24 protein-coding genes are annotated in these 24388 nt (G+C 62.1%); 8 read left to right on the forward strand and 16 right to left on the reverse strand.

From position 1 onward, the window contains the following. Positions 1-48 precede the first annotated feature (48 nt). The 7 genes from QQL79_RS03675 to glgX all read left to right on the forward strand — a co-directional run bounded on the left by QQL79_RS03675 (position 49) and on the right by glgX (position 13293). Entirely contained in the window at positions 49-1902 is a 1854-nt protein-coding gene (locus QQL79_RS03675; protein ID WP_284388019.1) for a monovalent cation:proton antiporter-2 (CPA2) family protein, read from the forward strand. Between the two features lie 100 nt (positions 1903-2002). Then, positions 2003-4480 (forward strand): glycogen/starch/alpha-glucan phosphorylase, encoded by a 2478-nt coding sequence (locus QQL79_RS03680; RefSeq protein WP_284388021.1) that lies wholly within the window; start codon positions 2003-2005, stop codon positions 4478-4480. 48 nt (positions 4481-4528) lie between these two features. Next, positions 4529-6781 (forward strand): 1,4-alpha-glucan branching protein GlgB, encoded by a 2253-nt coding sequence (gene glgB, locus QQL79_RS03685; RefSeq protein ID WP_284388023.1) that lies wholly within the window; start codon positions 4529-4531, stop codon positions 6779-6781. Between the two features lie 55 nt (positions 6782-6836). Then, positions 6837-8108, forward strand: coding sequence for a glucose-1-phosphate adenylyltransferase (gene glgC / locus QQL79_RS03690; RefSeq protein ID WP_284388025.1), 1272 nt, complete (start codon positions 6837-6839; stop codon positions 8106-8108). Further along, on the forward strand, positions 8108-9568 hold the full coding sequence (gene glgA, locus QQL79_RS03695) for a glycogen synthase GlgA (protein WP_284392810.1): 1461 nt from the start codon (positions 8108-8110) through the stop codon (positions 9566-9568). Before glgC ends, glgA begins: the two co-directional genes overlap by 1 nt. After that, positions 9549-11183: an alpha-D-glucose phosphate-specific phosphoglucomutase gene (locus tag QQL79_RS03700; RefSeq protein ID WP_284388027.1), complete on the forward strand. Its 1635-nt coding sequence runs from the start codon at positions 9549-9551 to the stop codon at positions 11181-11183. The genes glgA and QQL79_RS03700 overlap by 20 nt, the downstream gene beginning before the upstream one ends. 112 nt (positions 11184-11295) lie before the next feature. Further along, positions 11296-13293 carry a glycogen debranching protein GlgX gene (glgX, locus tag QQL79_RS03705; RefSeq protein WP_284388029.1) on the forward strand — a complete coding sequence of 666 codons (1998 nt, stop codon included), beginning with the start codon at positions 11296-11298 and terminating at the stop codon, positions 13291-13293. Between the two features lie 168 nt (positions 13294-13461). On the opposite strand, the gene ureG is transcribed toward glgX, so the two are convergent. The 13 genes from ureG to QQL79_RS03770 all read right to left on the reverse strand — a co-directional run bounded on the left by ureG (position 13462) and on the right by QQL79_RS03770 (position 21196). After that, positions 13462-14094, reverse strand: coding sequence for an urease accessory protein UreG (gene ureG, locus QQL79_RS03710; protein ID WP_284388030.1), 633 nt, complete (start codon positions 14092-14094; stop codon positions 13462-13464). Then, positions 14091-14522, reverse strand: a complete 432-nt coding sequence (locus QQL79_RS03715) for a DUF3995 domain-containing protein (protein ID WP_284388032.1) — start codon at positions 14520-14522, stop codon at positions 14091-14093. Before QQL79_RS03715 ends, ureG begins: the two co-directional genes overlap by 4 nt. Beyond that, the gene (locus QQL79_RS03720) at positions 14519-15172 is read right to left on the reverse strand and encodes an urease accessory protein UreF (RefSeq protein WP_284388034.1); all 654 of its coding nucleotides are present in this window, start codon (positions 15170-15172) and stop codon (positions 14519-14521) included. The genes QQL79_RS03715 and QQL79_RS03720 overlap by 4 nt, the downstream gene beginning before the upstream one ends. After that, positions 15169-15636: an urease accessory protein UreE gene (locus QQL79_RS03725; RefSeq protein WP_284388036.1), complete on the reverse strand. Its 468-nt coding sequence runs from the start codon at positions 15634-15636 to the stop codon at positions 15169-15171. The genes QQL79_RS03720 and QQL79_RS03725 overlap by 4 nt, the downstream gene beginning before the upstream one ends. Before the next feature lie 50 nt (positions 15637-15686). Continuing rightward, on the reverse strand, positions 15687-16277 hold the full coding sequence (locus QQL79_RS03730) for a hypothetical protein (RefSeq protein WP_284388038.1): 591 nt from the start codon (positions 16275-16277) through the stop codon (positions 15687-15689). 6 nt (positions 16278-16283) lie between these two features. Beyond that, the gene (locus tag QQL79_RS03735) at positions 16284-16679 is read right to left on the reverse strand and encodes an MliC family protein (protein WP_284388040.1); all 396 of its coding nucleotides are present in this window, start codon (positions 16677-16679) and stop codon (positions 16284-16286) included. Between the two features lie 63 nt (positions 16680-16742). After that, positions 16743-17039: a putative quinol monooxygenase gene (locus tag QQL79_RS03740; protein WP_284388042.1), complete on the reverse strand. Its 297-nt coding sequence runs from the start codon at positions 17037-17039 to the stop codon at positions 16743-16745. A gap of 57 nt (positions 17040-17096) precedes the next feature. After that, positions 17097-17549 (reverse strand): DUF4126 family protein, encoded by a 453-nt coding sequence (locus QQL79_RS03745; RefSeq protein ID WP_284388044.1) that lies wholly within the window; start codon positions 17547-17549, stop codon positions 17097-17099. Between the two features lie 75 nt (positions 17550-17624). Continuing rightward, positions 17625-19334, reverse strand: coding sequence for an urease subunit alpha (gene ureC, locus QQL79_RS03750; protein ID WP_284388046.1), 1710 nt, complete (start codon positions 19332-19334; stop codon positions 17625-17627). A 12-nt stretch (positions 19335-19346) separates the two neighbouring features. Further along, positions 19347-19769, reverse strand: coding sequence for a hypothetical protein (locus tag QQL79_RS03755; RefSeq protein WP_284388048.1), 423 nt, complete (start codon positions 19767-19769; stop codon positions 19347-19349). Positions 19770-19773: 4 nt separating this feature from the next. Beyond that, complete coding sequence (locus QQL79_RS03760) at positions 19774-20079, reverse strand: urease subunit beta (RefSeq protein WP_284388051.1); 306 nt, start codon at positions 20077-20079, stop codon at positions 19774-19776. Between the two features lie 10 nt (positions 20080-20089). Continuing rightward, entirely contained in the window at positions 20090-20392 is a 303-nt protein-coding gene (locus tag QQL79_RS03765) for an urease subunit gamma (protein ID WP_284388053.1), read from the reverse strand. A gap of 9 nt (positions 20393-20401) precedes the next feature. Further along, a complete protein-coding gene (locus QQL79_RS03770; protein WP_284388055.1) occupies positions 20402-21196 on the reverse strand; it encodes an urease accessory protein UreD in 795 nt (264 codons plus the stop codon). Positions 21197-21288: 92 nt separating this feature from the next. On the opposite strand from QQL79_RS03770, the gene QQL79_RS03775 reads away from it, so the two are divergent. After that, positions 21289-21621, forward strand: coding sequence for a hypothetical protein (locus QQL79_RS03775; protein ID WP_284388057.1), 333 nt, complete (start codon positions 21289-21291; stop codon positions 21619-21621). Between the two features lie 61 nt (positions 21622-21682). Here QQL79_RS03775 and urtE read toward each other — a convergent pair whose 3' ends face one another. Genes urtE through urtC form a run of 3 tightly spaced genes read right to left on the reverse strand, consistent with a single transcriptional unit; the run spans position 21683 to position 24351 of the window. Beyond that, positions 21683-22384, reverse strand: coding sequence for an urea ABC transporter ATP-binding subunit UrtE (urtE, locus tag QQL79_RS03780; protein WP_284388059.1), 702 nt, complete (start codon positions 22382-22384; stop codon positions 21683-21685). A 1-nt stretch (position 22385) separates the two neighbouring features. Then, positions 22386-23135 (reverse strand): urea ABC transporter ATP-binding protein UrtD, encoded by a 750-nt coding sequence (gene urtD, locus QQL79_RS03785; RefSeq protein WP_284388061.1) that lies wholly within the window; start codon positions 23133-23135, stop codon positions 22386-22388. Between the two features lie 4 nt (positions 23136-23139). Beyond that, on the reverse strand, positions 23140-24351 hold the full coding sequence (gene urtC, locus QQL79_RS03790) for an urea ABC transporter permease subunit UrtC (RefSeq protein ID WP_284388064.1): 1212 nt from the start codon (positions 24349-24351) through the stop codon (positions 23140-23142). Positions 24352-24388: the final 37 nt, after the last annotated feature.

A 24388-nucleotide genomic window follows, 5' to 3' on the forward strand; every position in this document is an offset into this window, starting at 1 on the left:
GATCGGAACACTGCCTATTGTGGTTCGGATTTGTAGCGGGAGAATCTGGTGGCGGGCGAAGCGATTGGACACGCGGCAGAAGCCGCATCGCATGGCGGGATCGACCTGCTGCCGGTCGTGGCGCTGCTGGCTGCCGGGGTGATCGCCGTGCCGCTGTTCAAGCGGCTGGGCCTGGGTTCGGTGCTGGGGTATCTGGCGGCGGGCCTGCTGCTGGGGCCATCGGGGCTTGAAGTCATCAATGATCCGGCTTCGGTGCTGCACCTGGCCGAATTGGGCGTGGTGATGTTCCTGTTCATCATCGGGCTCGAAATGGAGCCGTCGCGGCTGTGGTCGCTACGCAAGCAGATTTTTGGTCTGGGCGTGATTCAGGTTTCTATTTGCGGGCTGTTGCTGACCGGGGTCGGTATTCTGCTCGGTTTTGCGCCGGCTGTGGCCTTCGTCTTCGGCATGGGGTTCGTGCTGACGTCCACGGCCATCGTCATGCAGATTCTGGGCGAGCGGGGGGAGCTGTCGACCGATAGCGGGCAGCGCATGGTTTCCATCCTGCTGCTCGAAGACCTCGCCATCGTGCCGCTACTGGCTGTTGTCGCCATTCTTGCGCCGACCGGCGGGGAAGAGACGCTGGTGACCCGGTTGACCGGGATTGCCATCGCGCTGGGCGCTATTGGCCTTTTGATTTTCCTCGGCCGCCGCATCATGAACCCGTTCTTTTCGCTGCTGGCCTCGACCAAGCTGCGCGAGGTGATGACGGCCGCGGCCCTGCTAGTGGTGCTGGGGGCGGCGCTGCTGTTCCAGGTCAGCGGGCTCTCCATGGCCATGGGGGCCTTCCTTGCCGGCGTGCTGCTGTCGACCTCGACCTTCCGGCATCAGTTGGAGGCCGATGTCGAGCCCTTCCGCGGCATTCTGCTTGGCCTGTTCTTCCTGGCCGTGGGGATGTCGCTCGGTCTGGCGACGGTGTGGGCGAACTGGGGCATTATCGCCCTCAGCGTGGTGGCCTATATGCTGGTCAAGGCCGCGGCGATCTATTGCATCGCGCGGGTGCTGAAATCGAGCCATGGCGAGGCGCTGGAGCGGGCCGTGCTCATGGGGCAGGGCGGCGAATTCGCCTTCGTGCTCTATACGACCGCGGCCACGGCCGGGCTGATCGACGCGCCGACCAATGCGATCTTCACCGCCACGGTCATCATTTCCATGGTGCTGACGCCCTTCTTCATCATCGGGTTGCGCTATGTGATGCCCAAGGGGGAGACGCAGTCGATGGAGGGCGTCGAGAAGGCCGACGGGCTTTCGGGCAAGATACTCATTATCGGCTTTGGCCGGTTTGGGCAGATTGCCAGCCAGCCGCTCCTGGCTATGCATCATTCGGTGTCCATCATCGACAATGATACCGAAATGGTGCGGGTCGCCGCCCAGATCGGCTTCAAGGTCTATTATGGCGATGGCACCAGGCTCGATATCCTGCATGCCGCGGGCGCCGGCACGGCCGACGTGATCCTGATCTGCACCGACAAGAAGGAGCAGACGACCCGGATCGCCGAATTGCTGCGCGACGAATTTCCGCTGGTGCGGGTCATGGCCCGGGCTTTCGATCGCGGCCATGCCATCGAACTGGTCAAGGCCGGGGTGGAGTATCAGCTGCGCGAATTGTTCGAATCCGCGCTGACCTTTGGCGGCGACGTGGTGCAGATGCTGGGCGCGACCGAGGAGGAGGCCGCCGAAGTGGTGGCCGGCGTGCGCGACCGGGACCGGCAGCGCTTCGAGCTGCAACTGGCCGGCGAGGACTGGACCGGGCAGAATCTGCTGCTCAGCAATGCCCGCGATCAGGCCCGCGAAGGCGGGGTCGTGCTATCGGAAGAAGCGGTGGAGGACTCCGTCGCCAAGAGCGCCCAGCCTGCGTCCTAGACATGGTAGGGCTGCGCGAGGGGGCTTCCGCATGCCCAAATTAAGTGCAATGCTGACTACGACAGAGGGGAACTGTTCGTCATGAAAACTGGATTGCGATATGCCGCAAAAGCCAATCGTTTACGACGCGCCCACCCCCGAACGCCCGGCGGCAAGTGTTGAGGCCATCCAGGGCGAGATCCTCGAAAGACTGATCTATTCCGTTGGCAAGGACCCCATCGTCGCCCGGCCGCATGACTGGCTGGCGGCGACGATCCTGGCAGTCCGCGACCGGGTGATGGACCTGTGGATGGAGTCCTCGCGCGAGACGTGGCGGACGTCCAACAAGCGGGTCTATTACCTGAGCCTCGAATTCCTGATCGGCCGGCTCATGCGCGATGCCATGAGCAATGTCGGGCTGATCGAGCCGGTGCGCGACGCGCTTAGGAATCTCAATGTCGATCTGGGCGACCTGATCAATCTCGAGCCCGATGCGGCTTTGGGCAATGGCGGCCTCGGCCGTCTGGCTGCGTGTTTCCTTGAATCCATGTCGTCGGTGAAGATCCCGGCCTATGGCTATGGCATCCGCTATGTGCATGGCCTGTTCCGCCAGGAAATGAGCGAAGGCTGGCAGGTCGAACTGCCCGAGGAATGGCTGGCGCATGGCAATCCCTGGGAATTCGAGCGGCGCGAAAGCGCCTATGAGATCGGTTTTGGCGGGCATGTCGAGCCGGTGACCGATCCGGATGGCACTGTGCGCCAGGAATGGCGACCCAATGACCATCTGCTGGCCGTGGCCTTCGATACCCCTATTGTGGGCTGGCGCGGGGCCAGGGTGAATACGCTGCGGCTGTGGAGCGCGCAGCCGATCGACCCCATTCTGCTCGACAAGTTCAATTCGGGCGACCATATCGGCGCGCTGGAAGAAAGTGCGCGGGCAGAAGCCATTACGCGGGTTCTTTACCCTGCTGATTCAACGGCGGCTGGGCAGGAATTGCGGCTGCGGCAGGAGTTTTTCTTCTCCTCGGCCTCGCTGCAGGACATCGTCCGGCGGCATTTGCAGCAATATGGCGATCTGGGCTCGCTGCCCGACAAGGTGGCCATTCAGCTCAACGATACGCATCCGGCGATTTCGATTGCCGAGCTGATGCGCATCCTGGTCGACGACAATGGTCTCAAATGGGCCGATGCCTGGAAGCTGACGCGCGGCACCTTTGGCTATACCAACCATACGCTGCTGCCCGAGGCGCTGGAGAGCTGGCCGGTGGCGCTGCTCGAGCGGCTGTTGCCGCGGCACATGCAGATCATCTACCAGATTAATGCCGATGTGCTGGCGGAAGCGCGGCAGCGCGCCAAGTTCAACGATGGCCAGATTGCCAGCGTGTCGCTGATCGACGAGGCGGGCGGGCGCCGGGTGCGCATGGGCCAATTGGCCTTTGTCGGCTCGCATTCGATCAATGGCGTTTCGGCGCTGCATACCGAGCTGATGAAGCAGACGGTGTTTTCCGACCTGCACAAGCTCTACCCCGACCGCATCAATAACAAAACCAATGGCATCACGCCGCGGCGCTGGCTGATGCAATGCAATCCGGGGCTGACCAAGCTGATCGGCGACCGGATCGGCCAGGGGTTCCTCGACGATATCGACCTGCTGCAGGGGCTCAAGGCGCATGCCGAGGACCCGGGATTCCAGGAGCAGTTCGCGGGGGTCAAGAAGGCCAATAAGCAGCGGCTCGCCAAGCTGATCAAGGATCGCACGAATATCACGGTGTCGCCCGATGCGTTGTTCGACGTGCAGATCAAGCGCATCCACGAATATAAGCGGCAGCTGCTCAACGTCATCCAGGCCGTTGCCGCCTATGATGAAATTCGGGCGCATCCGGAACGCGACTATGTTCCGCGCGTCAAGATTTTCGCGGGCAAGGCGGCGCCGGGTTACTGGAACGCCAAGCTCATCATCAAGCTGATCAACGACGTCGCCAAGGTCATCAATCACGACCCGGCGGTGCGCGGCCTGCTCAAGGTGGTGTTCCTGCCCAATTACAATGTGAGCCTGGCCGAGGTGATCGTTCCCGCCGCCGATCTCAGCGAGCAGATTTCCACTGCCGGCATGGAAGCCTCGGGCACCGGCAATATGAAGTTCATGGCCAATGGCGCCATCACCATCGGCACGATGGACGGCGCCAATGTGGAAATGCACAAGGAAGTGGGGGCCGACAATATCGTCATTTTCGGGCTGTCCACGGCCGAGGTGAATGAACAGCGGGCCAAGGGCATAGCGCCTGCTGCTGCCATCGAGGCTTCGCCGCGGCTCAAGGAAGCGCTGGATTCGATCGCTTCGGGCGTGTTCTCGCCGGATGACCCCAACCGCTATCGCGATCTGATCGGCGGCTTGCGTGACCATGACTGGTTCATGGTGGCGCGCGATTTCGACGCCTATGTCGCTGCCCAGGCCGAGGTGGATGCGCTGTGGAACGACAAGAAGCGCTGGAATGCCATCGCCATCCGCAACACGGCGAGCGTGGGGTTCTTCTCGTCGGATCGCACGATCCGGCAATATGCCAAGGAAATCTGGGGCGTTACCGCGACGCCGGCATGATTGTGAGCAGCGAGGCAACCGACATGCAAGAGCGGACCCGCTTGATAAATGAATCTGGAACCCGCAGTGCCATCGGCCTGCGGCGGTCCATGGGGGGACGCGCCTGTGACTAAGGAAATCTGGCAAGCCGATACCGGGGATGTGGAGGCCATCGTCAATGGCCGCCACCCGGACCCCTTCGCCTTTCTGGGCCTGCAGGAAGCCGGGGGCGCTTGGGTGCTGCGTGCCTTCATTCCGCACGCGGAAATGGTCACGGCCTATACGCTGGAGGGCACCGAGCTGGGACATCTGTTCCCGCGCCATCCGGGCGGGTTCTTCGAGGGCAAGGTGAATGTGGACCGGCGCCAGCCGATCCGCTATCGCGCCAAGAATGCCGGTGGCGAATGGGATATCTACGATCCCTATTCCTTCGGTCCGGTGCTGGGGCCGATGGACGATTATTATATGGGCGAAGGCAGTCACCTTCGCCTGTTCGACAAGCTGGGCGCCCACGAAATGGAATTCGAGGGTATCCACGGCACCCATTTTGCCGTCTGGGCACCCAATGCGCAGCGCGTCAGCGTGGTCGGCCCGTTCAACGAGTGGGATGGGCGGCGCAACCCGATGCGCAACCGCTTCGAGAACGGCATCTGGGAAGTGTTCGTGCCGGTTCTGGGCACCGGTACGCTCTATAAATTCGAGATCGTCGGGCCGGACGGGGTCGTGCTGCCGCTCAAGGCCGATCCGTTCGCGCGCCAGTCCGAATTGCGGCCGCGCACCGCTTCGGTGGTGCCAGATCCGACGCCGTTCACCTGGACCGACGACAAATATATCGAGGAGCGGGCGACGCGTGATTGGCGGCGCACGCCGATGTCGATCTACGAAGTGCATCTGGGCAGCTGGCGCCGGCGGCCCGATGGCGGCTTCCTGACCTATGACCAATTGGCCGAGCAGCTCGTGCCCTATGCGGCAGATATGGGCTATACCCATATCGAGCTGCTGCCGGTCACCGAGCATCCGTTCGATCCGAGCTGGGGTTATCAGCCCACGGGGCTTTATTCGCCCACCTCGCGTTTTGGCGATCCGGCGGGCTTTGCCCGTTTCGTCAATGCCGCCCATGAGGCGGGGCTTGGCATCATCCTTGATTGGGTGCCGGCGCATTTCCCGACCGACGCGCATGGCCTGGCCCATTTCGATGGCACCGCGCTTTATGAGCATGCCGATCCGCGACAGGGCTATCACCCCGACTGGAACACGGCGATCTACAATTTCGGCCGCAAGGAAGTGGTGAGTTTCCTCGTCAATAACGCGCTCTATTGGCTCGAAAAATTCCATATCGACGGGCTGCGTGTCGATGCCGTGGCCTCCATGCTCTACCTCGATTATTCCCGCCAGCCGGGACAATGGGTGCCCAACAGGCACGGCGGCAATGAGAACCTGGAGGCGGTGGAATTCCTGCGCCGGGTGAATTCGGAGGCCTATCGGCTGCATCCCGGCACGTTCATGATTGCCGAGGAATCCACGGCCTGGCCGGGGGTCAGCCATCCTGCCTATACCGGCGGGCTGGGCTTCGGCTTCAAGTGGAATATGGGCTTCATGAACGACACGCTGCGCTTCATGAGCCGCGAGCCGGTGCATCGCAAATTCCACCACAACGACATGACCTTCGGCACGGTCTACGCCTTTTCGGAGAATTTCGTGCTGCCGCTGAGCCATGACGAAGTGGTGCATGGCAAGGGCTCGCTGCTGGAGAAGATGCCGGGCGATGACTGGCAGCAATTCGCCAATCTCAGAGCCTATTACGCTTTCATGTGGGGGCATCCGGGCAAGAAGCTGTTGTTCATGGGCCAGGAATTCGCGCAGCGCGAGGAATGGGCCGATGGCAAGTCGCTGGACTGGTATCTGCTCGAAGCGGGCATGCATGAAGGCATGCGCCGGCTGATTGCCGATCTTAACCTGGCCTATCGCCAATTGCCTGCCTTGCATGAGCGCGATTGCGAGCCCGATGGCTTTGAATGGGTGATCGGCAATGACCACGCCAATTCCGTCTTTGCCTGGCTGCGCAAGGCGCCGGGCGCCGATCCGGTGCTGGTCGTCTCCAATTTCACGCCAGTGCCACGCAGTGGGTACAAGATACCCATGCCGCAGGCTGGCCGGTGGGTCGAGCGCATCAATACCGATGCCGGTTGGTATTCGGGATCCAACACGGGCAACCAGGGGGCCGTGACTGCCCATGCTGTCGAGGGGCAGCATTGGCCGGCGGAGGCAGAACTTTACCTGCCGCCGCTATCGACGCTGTTCTTGAAATTCGAGCCTGAGTGATCGGGCATGAGGGATACGTCCCGGACCAATCCGGGCGACGAGTGGAGGGTTAGATATGGCAGACTACAGAGTTCCATCACCACTGGCCCGCGAGGCCATGGCCTATGTGCTTGCGGGGGGGCGCGGCACCAGGCTCATGGAACTGACCGACCGGCGCGCCAAGCCGGCCGTCTATTTCGGCGGCAAGTCGCGCATCATCGATTTTGCGCTGTCCAACGCCATCAATTCGGGCATTCGCCGTATTTCGGTGGCCACGCAGTATCAGGCCCATAGCCTGATCCGCCACCTGTCGCGCGGCTGGAACTTCCTGCGCCAGGAACGTAACGAAAGCTTCGATGTCCTGCCCGCCAGCCAGCGCGTGGCCGAGGACATGTGGTATGCCGGCACCGCCGACGCCGTTTACCAGAACATGGACATTATCGAGGATTACGGCGCCCGCTACATCGTCATCCTGGCCGGCGACCATATCTACAAGATGGACTATGAAATCATGCTGCGCCAGCATGTGGACACCGGAGCCGATGTCACCATCGGGTGCCTGGAAGTGCCGCGCATGGAGGCCACCGGCTTTGGCGTGATGCATGTGGACGGGCGCGACCGGGTGGTCAATTTCGTCGAGAAGCCCAAGGATCCGCCGGGTATTCCCGACAAGCCCGATTATGCGCTGGCCTCGATGGGCATTTATGTGTTCGAGACGCGGTTCCTGATGGAACAGCTCCGGCGCGACGCGGCGACCGAGGGATCGAGCCGCGATTTCGGCAAGGATATCATTCCCTATATCGTCAAGAACGGCACGGCCTGGGCGCACCGGTTTACCCGCTCCTGCGTGCGCTCCAGCAAGGAAGAGGTCAGCTATTGGCGCGACGTGGGGACGATCGATGCCTATTGGAAGGCCTCGATCGACCTGACCGATATCGAGCCGCAGCTCGATCTTTATGACCGCGACTGGCCGATCTGGACCTATGCCGAGATCACGCCGCCGGCCAAGTTCGTGCATGATTTCGATGGGCGGCGCGGATCGGCGGTCAATTCGCTGGTTTCGGGCGATTGCATCATTTCGGGCGGACATTTGCAGAAGACGCTGCTGTCGACCGGGTCGCGCGTTCATTCCTATTCGGAACTGCATGAGGCGGTGGTGTTGCCCTATTGCGATATTGGCCGCAATGCGCGGCTGAAGAAGGTGGTGATCGACCGCGGCGTCAACATTCCGGAAGGGCTCGTGGTGGGTGACGATCCCGAATTCGACGCCAAATGGTTCCGCCGCACGGAGGACGGGGTGACGCTCATCACCCAGGCCATGGTCAACAAATACCTGGCGAGCCGATGATCGAAGTTCTCTCGGTTGCCTCCGAGCTCTATCCGCTGATCAAGACTGGCGGCCTCGCCGACGTCACCGGCGCCTTGCCGGGGGCGTTGGCGCATAACGACATAAATATGCGGACCCTGGTGCCCGGCTATCCTGCCGTCATGAACAAGCTGACGGGCGGGCGGGTTGTCGCCGAGATTGCCGATCTCTTCGGTGTGCCGGCCAAGCTGATTGCGGGCCGCGTGGCGGGTGTCGATATCATCGTGATCGACGCGCCCGCGCTCTATGACCGGCCGGGCAATCCCTATGTCAGCCCCGATGGCTGGGACTGGTCGGACAATTGGAAGCGGTTCGCCGCCCTAAGCTGGGTAGGCGCCGAGCTGGGTCAGGGGCTGGTCGAGGGCTATCACCCCCAGATCATCCATGCGCATGACTGGCAGGGGGGCCTGGCGCCCGCCTATATCAAATATGGTCCGTCCGACCGCGTCAAAACGGTGATGACGATCCACAATATCGCGTTCAAGGGCTTTTTCGGCCCCGAGATATTCTCGCAGCTGCGCTTGCCGCCACATGCCTTCGGGGTCAATGGCGTCGAATATTACGGCGGTATTTCCTATCTTAAATCGGGCATGGAATGTGCCGATTTCGTCACCACGGTCAGCCCCAATTATGCCGACGAAATCCGCACGCCGGCTTTCGGCATGGGGTTGGAAGGGCTGCTCAATGGCCGGGCCGATACCGTCATGGGCATTCTCAACGGCATCGATATCGCTGCCTGGGACCCGGCGACGGACAAGGCGCTGGCGCAGCCCTATGGGATCAACAATGTCCATCTGCGCCGGGCCAACAAGCTGGCGGTCGCCGAGCGATTTGGCCTCGACGGGATCGATGGGCCGCTGTTCTGCGTGGTCAGCCGGCTGACCGACCAGAAGGGCATGGACCTGCTGCTGCAGATCGTGGATGGGCTGGTCGATCTGGGGGCGCGACTGGCCGTGCTGGGATCGGGCGAGGGGTATCTCGAAGACGGTTTCCGCCACGCCTGGGCGCGCCATCCGGGCAAGGTTTCCATCATCACCGGCTATAACGAAGAGCTCTCCCACCTCATGCAAGGAGGATGCGACGCAATCCTGATCCCCTCCCGGTTCGAGCCCTGCGGGCTGACCCAGCTTTATGGGTTGCGCTATGGCTGCGTGCCGGTGGTCAGCCGCATTGGCGGACTGGCCGACACGGTGATCGATGCCAATCCTGCCGCAATTGCCGCGGAAGTTGCCACCGGCGTCATGTTCGACGCCAATAGCGCGCATGCGCTCTACGAAGCCATCCGGCGCACGGTCCGGCTATTCGCCGACGACAAGCTCTGGAAGAAAATCCAACGGCGAGGAATGAAATCGGACGTTTCCTGGGAAGCGAGCGCGGCGCGCTATGCCGGTCTCTACGCCACCCTTATCGGGCAGAAAATAGATGACAGTTCAGACCATTAAGACCACGCCTTACAGCGATCAGAAGCCCGGGACCTCCGGCCTGCGCAAGCGGGTGACCGTCTATCAGCAGCCCAATTACGTCGAGAATTATATCCAGGCGATCTTTGACAGCCTCGAGGGGTTTGAGGGCCAGACGCTGGTCATTGGCGGCGATGGCCGGTTCTACAATGACGTGGCCATCCAGAAAGCCATCCGCATTGCCGCCGCCAATGGTTTCGGCAAGGTGCTGGTGGGGCAGAATGGCCTGCTCTCGACACCTGCCGCCAGCCATGTGATCCGCCACCACAAGGCCTTTGGCGGGCTCGTGCTGTCGGCCAGCCATAATCCGGGTGGGCCGGATGGCGATTTCGGCATCAAGTACAATATTTCCAATGGCGGCCCGGCGCCCGAAAAGATCACCGATGCGGTGTTCGAGCGCTCCAAGGTGATCGACAGCTACAAAATCGTCGATGCGCCCGATATCGCGCTGGGGCAGATCGGCACCCAGCAGGTTGGCGACATGGTGGTCGAAGTCATCGATCCGGTGGCCGACTACGCGGCGCTGATGGAGACGCTGTTCGATTTCGATGCGATCCGCGCGCTGTTCGCCTCCGGCTTCACCATGACGTTCGACGCCATGCATGCCATTACCGGCCCCTATGCCCATGCCATTCTGGAAGGCAAGCTGGGCGCTGCCAAGGGCACAGTCGTCAATGGCACGCCATCGCCGGATTTCGGCAAGGGGCATCCCGATCCGAACCTGGTCTATTGCAAGGACATGTTCGACCTGCTGATGACGCCGGAAGGTCCCGATTTTGGTGCCGCCTCGGATGGTGACGGGGATCGCAACCTGATCATCGGCAAGAACCGGTTCGTGACGCCCTCGGACTCGCTCGCGTTGCTGGCGGCCAATGCCCATCTCGCGCCCGGCTACAAGGCCGGGATTGCCGGCATTGCCCGCTCCATGCCGACCAGCGCTGCGGCCGACCGTGTCGCCGAAAAGCTCGGCATCGAAATGCATGAAACGCCGACCGGCTGGAAGTTCTTCGGCAATCTGCTCGATGCCGGCCGGGTTACGATCTGCGGCGAGGAGAGTGCCGGCACCGGCTCCAATCACGTGCGCGAGAAGGATGGGCTCTGGGCCGTGCTGCTCTGGCTCAACATCATTGCTGCGCGCAAGCAGGGGGTGGACCAGATTGTGCGCGAGCATTGGGCTACTTACGGGCGCAACTACTATACCCGCCACGACTATGAAGAGGTCGACGCTGGTATCGCCAATAAGCTGGTCGATGACCTGCGCGCGCAATTGCCGGCGCTGCCGGGCAAGAATTTCGGCGAAGACCTGCAGGTCGCCTATGCCGACGACTTCACCTATCACGACCCGGTGGATGGTTCGACCAGCGCCAAGCAGGGTATTCGCATCGGCTTTACCGATGGTTCGCGCATCGTCTTGCGGCTGAGCGGAACCGGTACGGTCGGCGCGACGTTGCGGCTCTACCTCGAACGTTACGAAGCCGCCGGCGGACGGCACGACCTTGATACGCAGGCCGCTCTCGAGCCGCTCATCGCGCTGTCCGACACCCTGGCGGGGATCAAGCAGCGCACCGGCCGGCAGCAGCCCAGCGTCATTACCTGAATGCCGGCCGAATTGACGGCGTCAAAGCCCCGGCTCTAGATTTTTGTAGTCGCAAGTGTTCCGCGAGCATCGATTTTCGGTGCTCGCGGCTTGCCCTGATATCGGACGACTTATGAAACCAGAACTGGTCCCCAATGGCGGGACGACGGATCGACTTGGCGCAACGCTGACCGGGGAGGGCGTCAATTTCGCCGTCTATTCCGAAAGCGCCTCTGCGATCTGGGTGTCGATCTATAACGAGCAGGACGAGGAAACCGACCGGTTCGAGCTGGACGTGCATCGCGATCACATCCATGCCGGGCTCATTGCCGGGCTGGGTGCGGGAACACGCTATGGCTTGCGGGCGGACGGCGAATACAATCCCGATCAGGGGCTGTTCTTCGATCCGCAAAAGCTGCTGGTCGATCCTTATGCGAAACGCCTCGACCGGGTCTTTGTCCGTTCGCCCCGGCTGCGGCTGGATCGGGCCGAGGCGGTCGATACGGCCCCGCTGGTGCCCAAGGCCATTGTGGTTACGCCCAATGACGAATTGGTGCTGCCGCGCAAGAAGGCGCCGGGGCTGTTCTATGAAATGAATGTGCGTGGCTACACCATGCGGCACCCCAGCGTACAGGGGCCGTTGCGCGGCACTGTTGCTGCGCTGACCACCCAGCGGGTGATCGATCATCTGAAATTCATTGGCGTCGATACATTGCAACTCATGCCGACGGCGGCCTGGATCGATGAGGGGCATCTGCCCGCGCTGGGCCTGACCAATGCCTGGGGCTACAATCCGGTGGCCTATTCGGCCATTGATCCGCGCCTGGCGCCACGCGGGCCGCATGAATTGCGGAATATGACCGATCTCTACCGCAAGAACGGCATCTCGGTGATCCTGGACGTGGTTTACAACCATACCGGGGAGGGGGATGCGGATGGCCCGATGCTCAGCCTCATGGGTCTCGACGCCAAGACTTATTACCGATTTGTCGAAGTCGACGGCAAGCAGCACCTCGTCAACGATACCGGCACGGGCAATACGCTGCGCTGCGATCATCCCGCGACGCAACGGCTGGTGATCGATAGCTTGCGCTATTGGGTCGAGGAGATGGGCGTTTCCGGCTTCCGGTTCGACCTGGCGACCGTTTTGGGGCGCGAGCCGGGGTTCAATCCGAACGCCGAAATGCTCAAGAAGATCAAGGCCGATCCAATCCTGAGCCAGTGCATCCTGGTCGCCGAGCCCTGGGACCCGGGTCCCGGTGGCTATCACCTGGGCCAGTTCGGCAAGGAATTCAAAGAGCACAACGATACCTATCGCGACGAGATCCGCGGCTTCTGGCGGGGCGAGGATGGCAAGATCGGCGCGCTGGCCGGCAAGGCTGCGGGTTCGGCGGAGATTTTCGACAGCGCCGGCCGCAAGCCCAGCAATGGCGTCAACATGCTGGCCGTGCATGACGGTTTCACCCTGCGGGACCTCGTCACCTATAGCGACAAGCACAACGAGGCCAATGGCGAGGGTAATCGCGACGGGCACAACCACAATCAATCGTGGAATTGTGGCGTCGAGGGCGAGACGGATGATGCGGCCATCAATGCGGCGCGCAAGCGCGATGTGCGGGCGCTGCTGGCCACGCTTTTCCTGTCGCGCGGCACCCCGCTGTTGCAGCAGGGCGACGAAATGTTCCGCACCCAGCAGGGCAATAACAATGCCTATGCGCAGGACAATGAAATCACCTGGCTCGATTGGGAAGCCGCCGATGGGGACCTGGTGGATTTCGTCGCTGCCGTGAATGGCTTCCGCAAGGCCCATTCGGCGCTGACGCATGACCATTTCCTCACCGGCCAGGACAAGAATGGCGTGCGCGACGTGGTCTGGTTGCACCCGGAAGGGCGCGAGATGAATGAAGGCGATTGGCGCGATTCAGCCGGATCGGTGCTGGGCATGCATCTGCGCAACAAGGATGACGAGGTGCTGGTCTGGTTCAACCGCCGCGCCGAGCCGGTGGTGGCGCGCCTGCCCGAGGGGAATTGGGCGGTGGGGGTGCAATCGGACAGCATGGTCGATGTCGCGTTTTCGGAAGGCACCGCGACGCTGACGCCCCGCTCGGTGGTGGCACTGGTCAGGGCTTAGCCTTGCCCCTATGGGGGTGCACCACCGCAAAGCCGCAATCACGCCTGAACAATTCCGCTAATTGCCCGAACATTCGCCGCGACCGCAGCGCACCTTGCCGCTGTCGCCTGCTTCGTCCCTTGCGGGTTGATAAATGGCGCCGGACTATGCACAGGGTCCGGCGCCTTTTTATTCGGCGGCCTGGGCGTCGACGAACCCGCCGGCCTTTTCGATGAAGGCGATGATCTGGTCGAGGCTTTCGCGCCGCAACAGGTCGGTAAAGACATAGGGCCGGCTCTCGCGCACCTTCTGCGTGTCGCTTTCCATGACGTCGAGGCTGGCCCCGACATATTGGGCCAGATCGGTATGGGTGATCACCAGCAGGTCGGAGCGCGAGATGGCGGGGCCGCCCTTGCGCGGGATTTTTTCGCCCTGGGCGACCGAGATGACATAGATGGTGAGATCGGCCAGATCGGGCGAGAAAGTTGCCGCCAGATTGTCGCCGCCGCTTTCGATCAGGATGATGTCGAGATCGGGGAATTTGCGGTTGAGATCGTCGATGGCGGCGAGATTAAGCGAGGCATCTTCGCGGATGGCGGTGTGCGGGCAGCCGCCGGTTTCGACACCTACAATGCGGTCTTCGGAAATGGCCTGCACCCGGGCGAGGATCAGTGCGTCCTCGCGGGTATAGATATCATTGGTGACCACGGCCATGGAATAGCGGTCACGCAATGCCTTGAGCAGCATTTCACAAAGCGTCGTCTTGCCGGAGCCGACCGGGCCGCCAATGCCGATGCGCAGGGGGCCATTCAGTGATTTCATAGCAGCCTCATGATGACGAGTGCGATAAAGCCTATGCCCAGGAACAGGCAGAGGGGCGAATAGACGCGGCTGTCGTTCAGCCGGAAATTCGGCTCGGGCGTCTGGTTGGCCCACCAGGGCGTGTAGCCGATGATGCCGCGGGCCAGGAAAACGGCGGCGAGGGGAATGCCGAGCAGCGTCAGGGCCGTGCCGCCGCTGTCATGATCGGCCAGGGCGAGGGCAATAATGCCGGCGGCCAAGGTCGCAACTGCTACCGCGAAAGAAGCGAGGCGCGGGGGCATGCGCTGGACATCGCGAAAGCCCACCACGGTCTGGGCGAGCAGCTTTTCGTCGCGGATCGGCCAGGTGCGACCGAAGGACCAGAGCAGATGGGCAAAGGACACGGCCAGCAAGGCGATGAACATGAATGCGGAAATCAGCATGCTCATGAGCGGAAAATTCTCGTGGTCAGAGTTTCGTGGGCCATTTGGGCAATATCTGCGGCATAGGCGATGGAGCCGATATCGTCCAGCACCGCATGCTCGCACAGCACAGCCATTTCGGAAATGGGACCTTCCAGCGCGGCCATGATGGCAAGGCCATCGGACTGGCCGATGGGGATCAGGCGCACGGCCACGGAGACCTGGCTATGCACGCTGGCGGTGAGATAGGCCGTGAGCGCGGCATTGAGCTCGATGCTATGCGCTGCTGCGATTGCACCAACCGCGATGGGGTAGGGGCAGGGATGCGGCAGCAGATCGAATACGGGCGATGGCCAGGCCTTGGCGGCGGTCGCAAAGGCCTCGCCGATGATCGTCGTTTCGTCATGGCGTTCGCGGGCCGGCGTCAGGGCGAGGCAGAGATCGGCAAGCTCCCGCAGGGCCGTCGCGTCCGTGCTGCCGCGATGGGCATGCGCGAACAGGATGGCGTCGGTGCGCAGGCCGCCATGGGCGAGAATGCCCTCGACCCATTGCTGGGTCGTGGTGCGGTCAATCACCACGCCTTTGACGATGGCCGCTTCGAGCCCTGCCGACCAGGCGAAGGCGCCGACCGGGAAGGCCGGCGACAGCCAGGTGAGCAGTTTTTGCAGATCGCTCATCGCGCCAGCAGCGCGTGGCCGGCATCGCCGTGGCTGTGATAGGCGCCATGCTCGGCATAGAAGGGCTCGGTGACATTGCTCACGCTGGCGCCCAGGCCCTCCAGCATGGCCTTGAGCACATGATCGCGCTTGATCAGGATACGGCCGGCTTCGAGCTGCGCCGAAGTGTGGCGGTTGCCGATATGCCAGGCCAGCCGCACGAGATGGGCCGCGTCGCGGCCGCGGACCTCATAGAGCAGTTCCTCGGCGGCGATGATTTCCACCAGCCTGCCATCATCGAGCAGGAGGGCGCTCTTGTGTTCGAGGGTGACGGTCTGGGGGAAATCCACCATGACTTCGGCACCCCCGCGCAGGCGCAGCAATTTGCGCCGCAGGCGGCGTTCGTCATGTTCGAGAACAACGAGGTCGAAAGGCGCGCCCTGCCCATGGTCTGGCGGCAGGATGGAAACGGCACGAAGCATCATAGACTTTCCGACGGTAACGAGGCTTCCCGGCCCGGAAACACCCTAGCGCGTCAGGTCATCGTGTTGAAGACCTTGATGATCCAATAGAGCTGATAGCCGATGTGCAGGGACGGTATGGCGACGTGCAGGCGTTTTTTGCCCGACCAGATGCCCAGCGCGCACAATACCAGGCCAAACGGCACCTGCAGGAAATAGTCCGGCCCGAAGCGTTCCCAATGTTCCTCGCCCTTGATCAGCGTATCGATGGAATCGAAGACGAAGGTCGCAGCAAGAAGTCCGAAGAACCATTTGCGGCGCTTGAGGAAAAAGTCCTCATAGCCGGCATATTCGGTGATGTTGTCGGGAAAGAGCAGCGCCGCCAGCAGGAACAGCGTCACGGCATAGAAAATCAGGAAGAAGAAGAGCCCGAATGACCAGCTATTGATCTGGAAGAGGGCGAATTCCCACCACCAGAACAGCACCAGTTCCACCAGGATGGAGCCGACCCATAGCAGGTGAATGGTCGAGGGCTTGTTGCGATGAGGATGCTGGATCAACCCGGCAACACCCATCAGCAGACGGGTGATGCCAAGGCCGATAACCATGCCCATGACGATGCGGATATGCGGGAAAAGCTCCGGATGGATGGGCTGGGGATCCATGCTGGCTCAGGGTGCGTCGCTGGCTTCGGAACAGGTGCTGACCGCGGCCGCGTCTTCGCCCAACGTGGTGTCGTAGAGGCTGGCTTCGGGCCCTTGCGTCCACCAGGCCCATTTGCCCGACACATAGCGCACGCCGGAAGCCGAAACGGTGGAGGCGAAGACCAGTTTTTCGGTTTCCTCGGGCACGTTGAGCAAGGCCAGGAAATTGGGCGAGGCATTGATATAATCGGCGGAGATGGGGGCGCCGTCGCCGCATTCATAGTTCACGGTGCGTTTTTGGATATCGGCAGAAGCGTCGGTTCCCAGGGTGATCGACAGGGAGGCCTCGACCCCATGCGCGGCGGTTGCGGCGCCGGCCAGAAGCAATACTGCGGCGAGAATCGTCTTGGTCATGGTCGTCATCTTGGCGCTGTCTCCTCTTTTGTCCAAGGCGGATGCTGGACCGTGCAGGCGGCAGAATTTGGATCAGAGACTTTCCACCCGCTCGGGATGGATGATTTCGATCGTGCTGGCGACCACATGCCGTTGGCTTGCTGCCAGAAAGGCCGCGACATGGGTGCTGGCGAAATGGGCTTCGAGCGCCGCGCGGGTGCTCCAGCGTTCGATAAAGGTCACGCGTTCCGGGTCGGTGATGCTGGCATGCATGTCATAAAAGCGGCAGCCGGGTTCGCGCCGTGTTGCCGCTATCGCCGGAATGGCCGCTTCAGCCATGGCCTCCAGCGATTCCGGCCTGATGCGAAGGGTGGCGACGACGTAGATCACGGCAAGTCTCCTGTGCTGGCAGGAGCTTAGCGCATCCGGATCGCCGCCACCAAGCCATCACACGAGATAGACGATCAGCAGAGCCGCGATAATTGCCACAGCGTCTTCCAGGAGGGCCGCGGGGCGATCACTACCAAAGGAAGCGGCAAGGCGAGAGCGGGCCTCGGCGCCACCGAGAGTGCCGAGAACGGCGCCGACCGCGCCCAATATGGCGCCAATGATCCAGTTGCCCGGCAGAAGCAGAGCGCCGCTGAGCGCGCCCAGCACGATGCGGGCGCCGAATTGCATCGGCACCTTGCGGCTGGGCGTGTTCGGCAATTGGTCGCTGACCAATTCGGCAATGGCCACGATGGTCAGGATGATGACGGTGGGCAGCGCGCCGATGAAACTGAAAGCGGTGCCGGAAAAGTCGAGCCAGCCGAGATAGGCGCCCCAGCTGATCGCCGCCAGCGGTGTCATGGCCCGCAGGCCTGCCACCACGCCGATAAGCACTGCAAAAACGTAGATCATTTGAATGCCCCAAACCCCAGCGGACCCATTGCCGCGGGGCCGAGACTATTCCGTTCTACGCCAAGCGCAATCGCCTCAGAACAGGAAGTAGCGCTGCGCCATGGGCAGCGTTGTTGCCGGTTCGCAGGTCAGCAAAACGCCGTCGGCACGCACTTCATAGGTTTCGGGATCGACCTCGATGACTGGGGTTGCCGAATTGTGGATCATGGCCGACTTGCCGATGCCGCCGCGCGTATTGGAGACGGGCAGCAATTGCTTTTCGACGCCCAGCTTGCCGCGCAGGCCATCGTCATGGGCGGCTTGGGAAACGAAGGTCACCGACGAACTGGTCCGCAGCTTGCCGAAGGAGGCAAACATCGGCCGGTAATGCATGGGCTGGGGCGTGGGGATGGATGCATTGGGGTCGCCCATGGGCGCGGCGGCAATCGAGCCGCCCAGCAGCACCATTTCGGGCTTCACGCCGAAAAAGGCGGGGCTCCACATCGCCAGGTCGGCGCGCTTGCCGACCTCGACCGAGCCGATATGGCGGCTGAGGCCATGGGCGATTGCCGGGTTGATGGTGTATTTGGCGATATAGCGCTTGACGCGGAAATTGTCGTTTTCGCCGGTTTCCTCGGCCAGCCGGCCGCGCTGCTTCTTCATCTTGTCGGCGGTCTGCCAGGTGCGGATCATCACCTCGCCGACCCGGCCCATGGCCTGGCTGTCCGAGGAGATGATCGAGAGCGCGCCGATATCGTGCAGGATGTCCTCGGCCGCGATGGTTTCCTTGCGGATACGGCTTTCGGCGAAAGCCACGTCTTCGGGGATGGAGGGCGAGAGGTGGTGGCACACCATGAGCATATCGAGATGCTCGGCAATGGTGTTCTGCGTATAGGGCCGGGTGGGGTTGGTGGAGGAGGGGATGACATTGGGCAGCCCGGCAACCCGCAGGATATCGGGCGCATGACCACCGCCCGCGCCCTCGGTGTGGAAGGCGTGGATGGTGCGGCCCTTGAAGGCGGCGATGGTGTCTTCCACGAACCCGCTTTCGTTGAGCGTGTCGGTGTGGATCATCACCTGCACGTCATATTCGTCGGCAACCGAGAGGCAATTGTCGATGGTCGCCGGGGTGGTGCCCCAGTCCTCGTGCAGCTTGAGCGAGGAGACGCCGGCCAGGATCATTTCGGCCAGCGGGGCGGGCAGGGAGGCATTGCCCTTGCCGGCCAGGGCCAGGTTCATCGCAAAACCGTCAAAGCTTTCGATCATGCGCTGGGCATGCCAGGCGCCGGTGCAGGTGGTGGCGAGCGTGCCATGGGCGGGGCCTGAACCGCCGCCCAGCATGGTGGTCACTCCGCTCATCAGGGCTTCGTCGATCTGCTGGGGGCAGATGAAGTGGATATGGGCGTCGAACCCGCCTGCCGTGATGATGCGCCCTTCGCTGGCGATCACTTCGGTCGAGGGGCCGATAATGATGGTGACGCCCGGCTGGGTATCGGGGTTGCCCGCCTTGCCGATACCAGCGATCAGCCCGTCCTTGAGGCCGATATCGGCCTTGTAGATGCCGGAATGGTCGATGATCAGCGCATTGGTGATGACCGTATCGACGGCGCCTTCGGCCCGCGTGCGCTGGCTCTGGCCCATGCCGTCGCGGATCACCTTGCCGCCGCCGAATTTGACCTCTTCGCCATAGATGGTGAAATCCTTTTCCACCTCGACGAAGAGTTCGGTATCGGCCAGGCGCACCTTGTCACCGGTGGTCGGGCCATACATGTCGGCATAGGTGGCGCGGGAAATGCGGGCGGGCATGGTAACTCCGGCTTAGTGGGCCTTGGACGGGGTGGGCTTGGCGTGCTTGCGGAAATTGGCGACGGTGGTGTCGATCACGGCATCCAGCAATTGCTCGCCATCGCGCAGCACCTTGTCGTCCTGGCGGCTCGCGACCAGCGATACGGCGAGCGCCTGCAATGCATAGGCGGCCTTGTGCTTGCCATCGGCGACCAATTGGTTGCCCTCGGTTTCGACCTGCTTGAGCAGGCGCGCGAAATCGGCGGCGGGCAGGCCCTGCTTGAAGCTTTTCCAATCGGTGGCGCCGCCGCGATCGACAAGGCCGGTAACGGTTCCGCCCAGCAGGAACATGGCTTCGCCATCTTCAAGGCCGGCTGCATTGAGGTCGGTGAGGATGGCGGCGAGACGCTGGCGCAGGTCGAGAATGGCGGCCTCGGAGATAGTCTTGTCGGTCATTGTCTTAGAGTTGTCCCATAATGTGTTGGCGGAAGCCGTAGACGATGCGGCTGCCGCCGAGCGGTACCAGCCGGACTTCGCGCGTCTGGCCGGGTTCGAAGCGGACTGCCGTGCCGGCGGCGATATCGAGCCGCATGCCCCGCGCCTGTTCGCGATCGAAGCGCAATCCGGCATTGGTTTCGTAGAAATGATAGTGCGAGCCGACCTGGATCGGCCGGTCGCCGGTATTGGCGACCTCGATAGTGATCTGGGGTGCGCCGACATTGAGTTCGATGTCGCCGGATTTGGGGATGATTTCACCGGGGATCATGCCGGGGCTCCTAACGAATGGGCTGGTGGACGGTGACGAGCTTGGTGCCGTCGGGGAAGGTGGCTTCCACCTGGATGTCGTGGATCATTTCGGGGATGCCCTCCATCACCTGTTCGCGGCTGATGACATGGGCTCCGGCTTCCATCAGTTCGGCCACCGGGCGGCCGTCGCGGGCGCCTTCGACGACGAAATCGGTGATCAGCGCAATGGCCTCGGGATGGTTGAGCTTGACGCCCCGCTCGAGGCGCTTGCGAGCCACGATCGCGGCCATGGCGATCAGCAATTTGTCTTTTTCGCGCGGGGTGAGGTTCATCGGAATGTCCTAAAGGTGCCAAAGTCGCGGCAGGCTGCCGGCGCGGGAAAGTGCGCCAAGAATTGGAACGATCATGCGGCGGAGCGCAAGCCCGGAATTTGCCATGGCTCGTATGACAAGACGCTCCCCCGTGACGCTGGCGGCGGCCGTGGCATCTGCGGGCAGCAGCGCCCGGACCTGATCGAGCCGGCCCGCCAGATTGGGGCCGAAATGGAGGATGGTGGCGAAGGCCCGCGTGCCCGCCAATAGCGCCGGATTGTCACGGGCAGGGCCGGAGCCGTCGATATGGGTGGCCTCGGCATGCACCAGCCGACCGTTGCGGCGGATGCGCCAGGTGTCGCGGAAAATGGCGTCGCGGGCCTCTTCGCCCATGGCATCGCGCCCCAGCAATACCGCCTCGATGGCCGTGAGGCTGGCGCCTGGTGCGAGGTCGATGTCGATGCGGCGCTGGAAGCGGCTGGCGGCAAAAAGAATGGTTTCCTGCGGCAGCCAATCGAGATGGGCGTCCGCCCCGACCTTGAGTTGGGTTTCCACCTCTGCGACCGCGCCGGTAGAACGATAGATGCGTTCACAGGCCTGGGTGGTGATTGTGGCCCGGCTGCCGGGAGCGATTTCGGCCTCCCAGCGCATGTGATCGCCGCCGGTCAAACCGCCTGCTGTATTGATCAAAACGGCATCGAGACTGAGGTCATGCGTATGGGGCAGGCGGATCTTGGCGCAGCCTTCCTGATAGAGCGTTTGCAGGTGCGTGGCGTCGTCGCGAAGCTTGGTTGTAATTCTACCAACTCCGCGTGCGCGCTGCATTTTCACGATGTTATTGGCAACGATTTGCACGGGACGGCGTTTCTGGTGGGTGCACAGGCTCTGCCTTGGATAATTTTGATAGGAAAAGAAAAATGAACCTCAAAACTACTCTGTCGGCCCTTGCGCTTACCGCTGCGTTCGCTGTGTCCGGTCCGGCTTTCGCCCAGACCATGCTCAACGGAGCGGCTGTTCCGGAAGCTGACCTTCCTGCCGTGCAGCAACGCTGCGATGAACTCAAGACTGCCGACGATACTGCATCGCTGGCCGATACCAAAGCCGGCGACGAGACGGTAAAAGACGCTGGTGACGCTGCCACTCCGGATGCTCCGCTTCCAAACGAGGCGGCCAACGCAACCACTACGGTTGATCTCGACAACCTGACCCTGGAAGCCTGCGTAGAAGCAGGCTTGGTGACGGCCATGTAATCAGGGGTTCGATCTCCCTTGAGAAAAGGCGTCCGGCATTCGTGCCGGGCGTTTTGCGTTTCTAGACCATCAAATGGCGTCGCACCTCCGGCAGATCGAGATCGCTGGCGGGACCCGCATGCTGGATTTCGCCACGGTCCATGACGTAGATATCGTCGGCGATTTCACGGCAGAAATCGAGAAATTGCTCGACCAGCAGAATGGTCATGCCCTTTTCGTCGCGCAGAAATTGCAGCGCCCGGCCGATATCCTTGATGATGGAAGGCTGGATACCTTCGGTGGGCTCGTCCAGCACCAGAACCTTGGGTCGGGTGACCAGCGCACGGCCAATGGCCAATTGCTGTTGCTGGCCACCCGAGAGGTCGCCGCTCCGCCGGCTCAACATGGATTTGAGCACGGGGAACAGCTCGAAAATGTAGGTGGGAATGTTGCGGTCGGCCCGCTTGAGGCCGGCATAGCCGGTTTCGAGGTTTTCCTTGACCGTCAGCAGCGGGAAAATCTCGCGCCCCTGCGGCACATAACCGATGCCCATGCGCGCGCGCCGATAGGGCGGGGACTTTTTCAGCACTTGATCGCCAAAGGTGATGTCGCCCGCCGAGATCGCATTGATCCCGGTAATGGCGCGCAGCGTCGATGATTTGCCGACCCCGTTGCGGCCAAGCACGGCGGTGATGCGATTGGGCTTGCACTCAAGCGACACCGCCTTGAGCGCTTGCGCCGCGCCATAATGCAGATCGATGGATTGGATGGAGAGTGCGGTCATGTCAGCGTCCCAAATAGCGTTCGATCACCACCGGATTGGCGCTGACCTGAGCCAGGCTGCCTTCGGCCAGCACTGACCCTTCGGCGAGGCAGGTGACACGTGAGCCGAGGTCGCGCACGAAGCTCATGTCGTGTTCCACCACCACGACCGAACGGGTGGTGGCGATTTGCTTGAGCAGTTTGGCGGTTTCCACGGTTTCGCTATCGGTCATGCCGGCCACCGGTTCGTCGACCAGTAGCAATTTGGGGTCCTGTGCCAGCAGCATGCCGATCTCCAGCCATTGCTTTTGTCCGTGGCTGAGATTGGCGGCGAAGTCGTTCTTGCGGGCCGAGAGGCGCACTGTGTCGAGGATTTCGTCAATCCGGGCGACGTCGTCGGCGCTGGCCGAATAGAACAGGGTGGCGAAGACCCCGCGCGGCTTTTTCAGCGCCATTTCGATATTGTCCCACACGGTCTGGCTTTCGAACACGGTGGGCTTCTGGAATTTGCGGCCGATGCCCAGATTGGCAATGGCGGCTTCATCGAGCTTGGTCAGGTCGGTGCGCCCGTCGAACAGCACCTCCCCAGAGTCGGGGCGGGTCTTGCCGGTGATGATGTCCATCATCGTGGTTTTGCCGGCGCCATTGGGGCCGATAATGGCGAGCATTTCGGCGGGCCGCACGATGATGGAGAGATTGTTGATCGCCTTGAAGCCGTCGAAGGCGACCGAGACGCCGTCGAGATAGAGCATGGTGTCTGTTGCTTTGGCCATGGTCTTACTCCGCGGGCTTGGGTTCGACCAGCATGGTCGAGGGGTCTTCGCCGCGTTCGGCGGCTTGCGAGGTTTCCGGCGAAGAAGGCTGCAGGGCCGCATTGGGCGGCGCCTGTTCGCGCTTGGTGGTCATGGTGCGCCATTGGCCGATCAGTCCGACAATGCCCTTGGGCATGAACAGGGTGACGAAGACGAAGAGCGCGCCCAGGGCAAAGAGCCAGAATTCGGGCAGGGCGCTGGTGAAGTAGGATTTGCCCATATTGACCAGGATGGCCCCGATGATCGGCCCGATAATGGTGCCGCGCCCGCCCACGGCCGTCCAGATCACTACTTCGATGGAATTGGATGGCTCGAATTCGGATGGGTTGATAATGCCTACTTGCGGCACATAGAGCGCGCCGGCAATGCCCGCCATGATGGCCGAGGCGGTAAAGGCGAAAAGCTTCACATATTCCACGCGATAGCCCAGGAACCGCGTGCGGCTTTCGGCGTCGCGGATGGCAACCATGACCTTGCCCAGCTTGGAATTGACGATCATCGAGCAGACGAAGATCGACAGCGCCAAGGCGATGGCCGTTGCGGCAAAGAGCGAGGCACGAGTGGTCTGGGCTGCGATGGGCTGGCCCAGAATGTCCTTGAAATCGGTCAGGCCATTATTGCCGCCAAAGCCCATATCGTTGCGGAAGAAGGCCAGCAGCAGGGCGAAGGTCATCGCCTGGGTGATGATGGAGAGATAGACCCCGGTGACGCGGCTGCGGAAGGCGAGGAAGCCGAAGATAAAGGCGAGAATGCCCGGCACCAGGATGACCATCAGCATGGCGAACCAGAAATTGTCGAAGCCCAGCCAGTACCAGGGCAATTCCTTGTAATTGAGGAAGACCATGAAATCGGGCAGCACGGGATTGCCATAGACGCCGCGCGGGCCGATCTGGCGCATCAGATACATGCCCATGCCATAGCCGCCGAGCGCGAAGAAGGCGCCATGGCCCAGCGAAAGAATGCCGCAATAGCCCCAGACCAGGTCGAGCGCGAGCGCCAGCATGGCGTAGCTCAGATATTTGCCGAACAGCGACACGAGGTAGGTCGGCACATAGCCGAATTGGCCGGGCGAGAGCAGGAGATTGCTGGCTGGAACCAGAATGGCAGCGGCAATCAAAATGCCGATCAGCCACCAGGCTTTGGTGTCGAGGGCGCGGAACAGGGCTTGTGTCAGCATGGTGAGGTGCTCCGGGCCTGGTGCTCCCCTCCCCCTT

This window comes from Devosia yakushimensis, from assembly GCF_030159855.1.
GTDB classification, from domain to species: domain Bacteria; phylum Pseudomonadota; class Alphaproteobacteria; order Rhizobiales; family Devosiaceae; genus Devosia; species Devosia yakushimensis.